The 8,350-nt window shown below is 60.0% G+C and carries 6 protein-coding genes and 1 tRNA gene; 3 read left to right on the forward strand and 4 right to left on the reverse strand.

Annotated features, from left to right (window positions below):
* Nucleotides 1–105 precede the first annotated feature (105 nt).
* The 3 genes from FHT70_RS28505 (at nucleotide 106) to FHT70_RS28515 (ending at nucleotide 5,497) form a co-directional block, all read left to right on the forward strand.
* Entirely contained in the window at nucleotides 106–870 is a 765-nt protein-coding gene (locus FHT70_RS28505; protein ID WP_183706482.1) for a DUF4239 domain-containing protein, read from the forward strand.
* A 206-nt stretch (nucleotides 871–1,076) separates the two neighbouring features.
* The gene (locus tag FHT70_RS28510; protein WP_183706484.1) at nucleotides 1,077–2,273 is read left to right on the forward strand and encodes an efflux RND transporter periplasmic adaptor subunit; all 1,197 of its coding nucleotides are present in this window, start codon (nucleotides 1,077–1,079) and stop codon (nucleotides 2,271–2,273) included.
* A 41-nt stretch (nucleotides 2,274–2,314) separates the two neighbouring features.
* The gene (locus FHT70_RS28515; RefSeq protein WP_183706486.1) at nucleotides 2,315–5,497 is read left to right on the forward strand and encodes a multidrug efflux RND transporter permease subunit; all 3,183 of its coding nucleotides are present in this window, start codon (nucleotides 2,315–2,317) and stop codon (nucleotides 5,495–5,497) included.
* Nucleotides 5,498–5,510: 13 nt separating this feature from the next.
* On the opposite strand, the gene FHT70_RS28520 is transcribed toward FHT70_RS28515, so the two are convergent.
* From FHT70_RS28520 to FHT70_RS28530, 4 genes are all read right to left on the reverse strand, one after another.
* Nucleotides 5,511–5,840: a hypothetical protein gene (locus tag FHT70_RS28520; RefSeq protein ID WP_183706488.1), complete on the reverse strand. Its 330-nt coding sequence runs from the start codon at nucleotides 5,838–5,840 to the stop codon at nucleotides 5,511–5,513.
* On the reverse strand, nucleotides 5,837–6,625 hold the full coding sequence (locus tag FHT70_RS28525) for a DUF2092 domain-containing protein (protein ID WP_183706490.1): 789 nt from the start codon (nucleotides 6,623–6,625) through the stop codon (nucleotides 5,837–5,839). The genes FHT70_RS28520 and FHT70_RS28525 overlap by 4 nt, the downstream gene beginning before the upstream one ends.
* Before the next feature lie 202 nt (nucleotides 6,626–6,827).
* The gene (locus tag FHT70_RS30540) at nucleotides 6,828–7,628 is read right to left on the reverse strand and encodes a hypothetical protein (RefSeq protein WP_097601745.1); all 801 of its coding nucleotides are present in this window, start codon (nucleotides 7,626–7,628) and stop codon (nucleotides 6,828–6,830) included.
* Nucleotides 7,629–8,025: 397 nt separating this feature from the next.
* Nucleotides 8,026–8,102, reverse strand: a tRNA-Met gene (locus FHT70_RS28530).
* Between the last annotated feature and the right edge of the window lie 248 nt (nucleotides 8,103–8,350).

Genomic DNA, 8,350 nt, shown 5'->3' on the forward strand with positions numbered 1-8,350 from the left:
AGAGTTCCACGCTCCCACTGTCTTCCGCTATGATGACCGTGTTCTTGTATAGAGCTTGCAAGCATCGCAGCTTGCAGCATTGTCATGTCGGCACGGAGACGGGGCTTGAGCTCACTGTTGCTTGGCGGGCTTGTATTTGTTTTTCTGTCGGCGGCAACATCGATCGGAATGATGTTGCGCGGCCGCTTGCCGGATCATCATCTCAGCTCGGAATCCAAAGATGCCATCAGGCTCGCAACCGCGGTGGTAGGAACGCTGTCGGCCTTGGCCCTCGGTCTGCTGATCGCATCCGCCAAATCGAGCTATGACAACGCCGAAGTGGAGATGAGGACGGCGGCTGCGCGGGTTCTCCTGCTCGACCGCGTCATGGCGCAATACGGCCCGGAAACGGATCGTGCGCGCCAGCTGCTGCGTCAGCTCATCGAAAGGAGGCTGAGCCGCGGCTGGACTGCCGAGACCACCGATAAGCCATCGGGCGGAGCGGCAGGGGAATACCAGGATATCGAGGCGGTTCAAGGTGATCTTCGATCGCTCTCGCCGCGCAATGCCGTGCAGCGCTCCCTCCAGGCGCGCGCACTCGATGTAAGCGGCATGGTGGCCGAAACTCACTGGCTGCTGGTCGAATCCGGCAGCGAGGGCTTGCCTTGGGCCTTCCTTGTTGTCGTCGTCTGTTGGCTTTCGCTGCTTTTCACGACCTTCGGGCTCCAGGCACCACCGAACCCGACGGTGCTGGCCATTCTCCTTGTCTGCGCCTTGTCGGTCGCCGGTGCCGTCTTCCTAGTTTCGGACATGGCCAATCCTTACATCGGCCTGGTCCGCGTTTCCGACGCACCCTTGCAGTCCGCCCTGGAACGTCTGGGCAAACCGTAGTCACCTCACGATGGCGGCTGGACCGGCAAGAGCCCAACACTGCGCTCCGCCTCTGCGAAGCAGTTCAATTGTGCATCAAGGACTATTGCAATTATTAGCAATGCCGCGACATAATATCACATGCCTTGAACCTTCGGCTGGCCGGTGGGGGCCGCCGTCGAGGCACGCATCAAAGACTGGGCTCTTGACATGTCGAGGCAGCGGCAATGCGTGGGGGATTGCATCAGGGTCTGCGATTTTTTCTGACACTTGCCGGCTTGGTGCTCCTCGCCGGCTGCGAGGAGGGCGGAAACACTTATGTTCCTCCGCCACCGCCTGTGGTCCGGGTCGCACAGCCCGTCCAGAAACCGGTAACGCTCTATTTCGAGCTCACTGGAAATACCGCGCCGCTCAATGCCGTCGATATCGAGGCGCGCGTCCAGGGCTATATCCAATCCATCGACTACCAGGACGGCATGATGGTGAAGAAGGGCACCAAGCTTTTCGGCATCGAACGCGACACCTACCAGGCGCAACTGGATCAGGCGAAGGCATCACTCGCCTCACAACAAGCCTCGCAGGTCGGCGCGAAGCAGGAATATGACCGTCAGCTCAATCTGTCGAAGCAACAGGTCACCACCCAGACCGCGGTCGACAGCGCCAAGGCAACTCTTGACGAGGCGAATGCAGCCATTCTCAACGCCCAGGCCAATGTCGATCTGGCGACGATCAACCTCGGCTACACGGAGGTGCTCGCTCCCTTCGATGGCATCGTCACCGATCACCTGGTCGACATCGGCACGCTGGTCGGCGTGTCCGGCCCCACCAAACTCGCCAGCATTGTCCAGACCGATCCGCTTTATGCCTATTTCAACGTCAGCGAAACGCAGGTGTTGATGATCAAGGAAACTCTGGCAAAGCAAGGACATACTTTCAGGCAGACGGACCTTCCAAGCATCCCCGCGGAGATCGGTCTGCAGACCGAGGAAGGCTATCCGCACAAGGGACATCTCGACTACGTGTCGCCTCAGCTCGATGCCTCCACAGGCACGCTTCAGGTGCGCGCGCTGTTCGACAACAAGGACCACGCCATGCTGCCCGGCCTGTTCGTCAGAGTTCGGGTGCCGGTCGGCCACGATGACAAGGCTCTGCTGGTGCGCGACGACACGATCGGAACGAACCAGCTTGGCACCTACGTACTGGTTCTCGGCAAGGACGATGTTATCGAGCAGAAGCAGGTCAAGATCGGGCAGCGTGAGGGCGCGCTCCGGGTCATCCAATCCGGCCTCGATCCGGCTGACTGGGTGGTGACCCAGGGAATTCAACAGGCCATTCCCGGCAGCAAGGTCACCGCCGAGAAGATGGATATGAACCCGACGGCCAATGCCGCCGGCGATGCCAAGGCAGACACGACCACGCAATGAATCCGCCACCACGCCTTATCTGAACGTTCGAGGGCAACAGCATGATCTCGCGTTTCTTCATCGAGCGGCCGGTGCTTGCCAACGTGCTGGCATTCGTCTTCGTGCTGGTCGGCGCGGTTGCCCTGTTCCGGCTGCCAGTGGCGCAATACCCCAATGTCGTCCCGCCGACGGTGCAGGTGACGACGCGATTCCCCGGTGCCAGCGCACAGACGCTTATCGACACTGTCGCCCTGCCGATCGAGCAGCAGGTCAACGGCGTGCAGGACATGCTGTACATGCAGTCCACCAGCGCCAGCGACGGTACCTATTCGCTGATCGTGACCTTTGCCATCGGAACGGATCCGGACCAGGCGCAGGTTCTGGTGCAGAACCGTGTCGCCATAGCAATGTCGTCGCTTCCCGAAGCGGTGCAGCTTCAGGGCGTGACGACGCAGAAGAAATCAACGGCGATCCTCGGCTTCGTCAGCCTGACCTCGCCCGACAGCCGCTACGACAGTCTGTTCCTGTCGAACTACGCCGTCATCAATCTGCAGAACGAACTCGCCCGCCTACCTGGTGTCGGCAACGTGACGGTGTTCGGCGCCGGCCAATATGCGATGCGGATCTGGATGGATCCCAACCTGTTGCAGGCACGCGGCCTGACGCCGCAAGATGTCGTCAATGTCGTGCAGCAGCAGAGTCAGGAGGTCGCCGCCGGCCAGATCGGCATTCCGCCGGTGCCGAAAGGGCAGGTCTTCCAATACACGCTGAATGTCAATGGCCGGCTGAATGAGGCGGCCGACTACGAGAACATCGTCGTCAAGGTCGAAAGCGGACAGGGCGGCCGGATCACGCGCGTCCGCGATATCGGCCGCGTCGAACTCGGCGCCCAGACCTACAGCCAGTCCTTCACGCAAAACGGCCGGCCGGCCGCCGGCATCGGCATTTTCCAGCTGCCGGAGGCGAACGCCATTGCGGTGGCGAAGGTGGTGCGCGCCAAGATGGAAGAACTCTCAAGGAGCTTTCCGCCGGGTCTCGAATATCACATGCCATTCGATACGACGAAATTCGTCGAAGCCTCCATCGACGAGGTTTACGTCACCTTGATCGAAGCTGGCGTACTCGTCCTCATTGTCATTCTGGTTTTCCTGCAGGATTGGCGGGCGATGCTCGTACCCGCGACGACCGTTCCCGTCACCATCGTCGGCGCCTTCGCGGCCATGGCGGCATTGGGCTTCACGGTCAATCTGTCGACGCTCTTTGCCATAGTCCTCGCGATCGGTATCGTCGTCGATGATGCCATCGTCATCGTCGAAGGCGTCGCTCGTCACATCGAGGCCGGCATGTCGGGCCGAAAGGCCGCTGAGAAAGCGATGGAGGAGTTGCTCGGCCCCGTCATCGGGATCACGCTGGTGCTAATGGCTGTCTTTATTCCGGCCGCCTTCCTGCCCGGCCTGACCGGCCAACTCTATCGGCAGTTCGCGCTCGTCATCGCCGCCACCGCCCTGATCAGCGCCATCAATGCGGTCACGCTGAAGCCGACGCAATGCGCCCTTTGGCTTCGCACGCCGGTGCCTCCCGAAAAACGCAATGTTCTCTATCGCGGCTTTAATAGGGGCTATGACTGGGGTGAACGCCACTATGCCGGCCTGATCGGAGCGATGACCCGCCACAGCGGCATTATGGCCATCGCGGCGCTCGCGCTGATCGGGGTTGCGGTCTGGGGCCTCACCCGCTTGCCGACGGCGTTCTTGCCCTTGGAGGATCAGGGCTATGTGCTGATCAGTGCGCAATTGCCGGACGGCGCATCGAAAGAGCGGACGGATTCTGTGATGGCAGAGGTCGGCAAGATCGCCGAGGCGACCCCTGGCGTCGATCAGGTGTTGACCATCAGTGGCCTTTCCGTTCTCGACAACAATGCCAGCCTGCAGAATGCCGGCGTCGCCTATGTCGTCCTCAAGGATTGGGACGAGCGCGGTAAGGAGAAGGGGCAGGACCTGCTGTCGATCTATCGGCATCTGAATGACGCTCTGCAGCATGTGCTGACCGCAAAAACGCTGGTGGTCGTGCCGCCTCCGATACAAGGCGTCGGCAATGCCAACGGCTTTACAATGCAGGTCGAACTCAGGAACGGCGTATCCGATTATCCGCTGCTGCAGACGCTTGCCGACACGATCGTCAAGAACGGCAACGCCCAGTCATCGCTGCAAAGGCTGAGCACGCCGTTTCGCTCGAACGTGCCGCAGCTTGCGGTCTCGGTCGATCGCATCAAGGCGGAGACGTTGGGAGTTACGGTGGGCCAGGTGTTCTCCGCTCTCTCCGGCTATGTCGGATCGAGCTATGTTACGCAGTTTAACAAATTCGGCCGCACCTTTCAGGTCTATGCGCAAGCCGCTTCCGATTTCCGGGTCAGTCCCGAAGACATCCGTAATCTGAAGGTCAAGGCCGGCGACGGGACGATGGTGCCGCTCGGCACCGTTATTGACGTCACCATGACACAGGGTCCTTCGCTGATCAGCCTCTACAATCTCTATCCCACCGCCACCATCGTCGGCGGACCAGCCGCCGGTTTCAGCTCCGGCCAGTCGCTGGAGGTCATGGAGCAGATCGCCGACCATACATTGCCGGCGGGAACCGGTTTCGAATGGACGGCGCTCTCCTATCAGGAGAAGGCTGTGGGCGGTCAGATCTATTTCATCTTCGCGCTTGCCATGCTGCTCGTCTATTTCGTGCTGGCCGGCCAATATGAAAGCTGGATCCTGCCGCTGGCGGTCATAGCGGCCGTGCCGCTCGCCCTGCTCGGCACGGTGGCCGCACTCACGGCAGCGGGCGTCGCCAACAATCTCTACACCCAGATCGGCCTCATCCTGCTGATTGCGCTTGCGGCCAAGAATGCCATTCTCATCGTCGAATATGCGCGTGAAAAACGGACGGAAGGCATGGAAATCCTGGATGCAGCCGTCGAGGCCGCCCGCCTGCGCTTCCGGCCGATCCTGATGACCTCCTTTGCCTTCATCCTCGGTGTCCTGCCGCTCGTGCTGGCGACAGGTGCGGGCGCATCGGCCCGCAAGTCGATCGGCATATCGGTCTTCAGTGGCATGATCGCTTCGACCTGCCTCGCCATCCTCTTCGTCCCTTCCTTCTACGTGCTGCTCCAGCGCCTAGAGGAATATTGGAGGCGACGTGGCGCGACCGTAAAGGCGGCCGCGCCCATGGCGGAGGCAGAGATATCGAATGTCGGGTAAAGCAATCGCAGCTTTATTGGACGATCACCTGCACATAAACACTGCCACTCTTGGCATAATAATAGGCGCCACATCGATAATAATAGCCGCCGAAATAGGGACCATAGCGGCACCCCGCCGGAAGCACGGCGATAGTCGTCGTCGTGCGCGTGACGACCCGCCGCGTCGTCCGGCGGGCCACGCCCGCATAAGAGAGCGGCGTCAGCGGCCTGCCGATGACGGCGCCCGCCGGCGTGGCGAAGCCGACCGACAATGGCATGTATCCCTGCCCCTCAATGCGAAAATCGGTGAATGTCAGCACGCCGGCAACGCTGAGTGCGAACAGCAGCTTGTTATAGGTCATTTCGCTTCTCCCATTTCGGCGGCGGCCGGAAGCTCATCAAGCGATTGCAGTTCGCTCAGATCGACCGTCTTCGCGCTGGCAGGAATCTCGATGGTGTAGGCAACGGCTGCGACATCTGCTCCAATTTTGAAATCACGGATTTCGAGCGTGTATTGCGGCGCCTGGACGACATGCTTGCTGGTGATGACGTAGCGGCGCGGTATCGGCTGCGAGCCGGTCTGTATCCAGATCTGCCAGTCGATTTCGGCCGTGCGGAAGGCAAGGTATTCGCATTCGACGCCATCGACGAAAGCACTGGAAATATGTTTGGCCTCCGTCACATCGGACATGAGCTCGTCATAGACGTTGGAGGATAAAAGATCAGCGCCCGGCGCTTCGACGCCCGCTGTCATGAGCCTGTCGATCAGATCATCGAGCGAACCCTTGCCATCGATCTTGGCGTAAGCGTCGAGATTCTTACCGTGTACTGTCAGCGACGAACCATCGAAACTGATGTCGAGATCCGCGAAGCCACCGGTCCTCGCCACGCGCAACTTATCGGGACGGGTTAGGTTGGCGGTCCCCGAACTCACGAACTGGAGCTTTTCGAAGGCGGGCGTCACCGCTTCGAGCGAAGATTGATATGTGAAGGAGATCGTCTCCTGCGCTGCCAGAAAATCGGACATCTTCTTGAGCAGCTCTTTTGCATCATCCGCCCAAGCGCTTGTCGGCAGCACCAAGCTTGCGGAAACCGACGCATATATAAGCATCCGCTTCAATTGCGGAAAAGGGAAAGTCGATGACATGGCAATGCCTTTCGTTCGTGTCGTCATTGATTTCATCGAATTGCAGACTGGCTGGCGGACCTGCCGGAGCCGGACATGAAATGTGTGAGATGCAAGGCATCGAGGCGGGCAACTTCCGTCTGCGGTCTTGGCCAGATCGCACTCGCGGAAATTTCCGTTGGAGCGCGATCACCCCATTCTGCATGCAAGTTTCGGCTGGGTGCTACAATCCCGAGGTCAGGACCCGATGACAGGCCGGCGACACCCGCTGCAGATTGTTCCGCAGACAGGCGATGCCTCGTCCTCCCCCCAAAGGCACCATGCGGCACAAGGCCCGGAAATCCGCTCCGCAGGTTTCCCGCAGGATCATCACTTCCTCGCGCGGTGAGAAGGCCGGCATCATTGCTTGCGGAGCCGGCGTGATCGCGCCCGTGGCGCCTGCACCGCCGGTCGTCGGCGCACCCGTTCCCCCCAACGCGGCGACCGCCTGCTGGCATGGCGCCGATAAAGCGGCGTTATGCTCCTGCAGGCAACTGAGCGCCGCGGCGCCTCCCGGCGTTACCCCGGAACATTGCGCCATAAAATCGCGCTGGCAAGCCGATTTGACCGCATTTCGCTGTGCCTGCGTTGGCTGATGCGCCGGCGCCCCGGTCGCGGCCGCCGGAGCGCTCGCCGTCGTATCCGCAGGCGCAGCCGGCGCCGGCGCCGGCTGCGCCGATGTCGATTTAGGTTTTGCAGTCACCGCGGAAACCGCATTCCGGCATCCCGCCGAAAGCGAGGCGCTATGCTGCTGCAAGCAGGTAAGCGCCTCCATTCCTCCTGGCGTCACCCCGGAGCATTTGGCGATGAAATCGGAGCGGCATTCCGCTCGGATGGCGTCACGCTGTTCTTCGGTCGGCGCTTGCGCATATGCAACCTCGGTGAAGAGCACCACTGCGCAGAACGCGGGCAACGCGGCGATTGCCGATAAAACACGGCGCCTCCCATATGGAGACGTCAGTAGAGAAGATCGCCATTTTCGCATGATTCCCCCCATAGATCTGAACTACTTCATGAAATCGAACTGCCCTTTGAATAGAATAATAGGCGCCGCCGAATGGACGGACGTTGCTTGCTGCTAGGGAAATATAAGAAGCGCCTGAACTACGTATATTAGAATATTATCCTTTTAGCAACTATTTCGTCGTCACCTGAAGATCGATACAACTGATTGGACTATCGTTTCTGCGGCGCTAAAACGCAAAAAGCCCGCTATTGGCGGGCTTTTAGGGAAATGTTGATTTCGGTTGCATGATTTGAACCGTCACGTTGCTCAGCCTTCAGGTTATGGCGAGCGTCAGCGACGAGAAGCTACCATCGCCAGGGAAAGCGCAGCTTTTCCGCCAGCGATAAGAAGGTAGATGCCGATCTATGGGGAATTTTGGTTGCGGGGGCAGGATTTGAACCTGCGGCCTTCAGGTTATGAGCCTGACGAGCTACCGGGCTGCTCCACCCCGCGTTATTTTATTCCGGACTGTCTGAGCCCGGGAGCGATGTCAGGCGTAGCCTGACGAGGTGAGGCCGTTAAGAGATCGATCCGGTGGATCGATCTTAGGCCGAACGGGCTGCTCCACCCCGCGGACTGATTATAACACGAAAGGCCGCTTTGTGGGCGGCCCTTTGTTTCGGCTTTGGGCCGTTGGCTTGTGATTGAGAAGATTTTATCAACTGAGTTGCGATTTGCAGACCTGGCAGCGACCTACTCTC

This window comes from Rhizobium sp. BK049 (assembly GCF_014193135.1).
Lineage (GTDB): Bacteria > Pseudomonadota > Alphaproteobacteria > Rhizobiales > Rhizobiaceae > Rhizobium.

What these genes read in the sequence shown, in the direction of transcription:
- FHT70_RS28515 (WP_183706486.1), top strand. Translation starts at nt 2,315, where the DNA reads ATGATCTCGCGTTTCTTCATCGAGCGGCCGGTGCTTGCCAACGTGCTG.
- FHT70_RS28520 (WP_183706488.1), bottom strand. Translation starts at nt 5,840, where the DNA reads ATGACCTATAACAAGCTGCTGTTCGCACTCAGCGTTGCCGGCGTGCTG.
- FHT70_RS28510 (WP_183706484.1), top strand. Translation starts at nt 1,077, where the DNA reads ATGCGTGGGGGATTGCATCAGGGTCTGCGATTTTTTCTGACACTTGCC.
- FHT70_RS30540 (WP_097601745.1), bottom strand. Translation starts at nt 7,628, where the DNA reads ATGCGAAAATGGCGATCTTCTCTACTGACGTCTCCATATGGGAGGCGC.
- FHT70_RS28525 (WP_183706490.1), bottom strand. Translation starts at nt 6,625, where the DNA reads ATGTCATCGACTTTCCCTTTTCCGCAATTGAAGCGGATGCTTATATAT.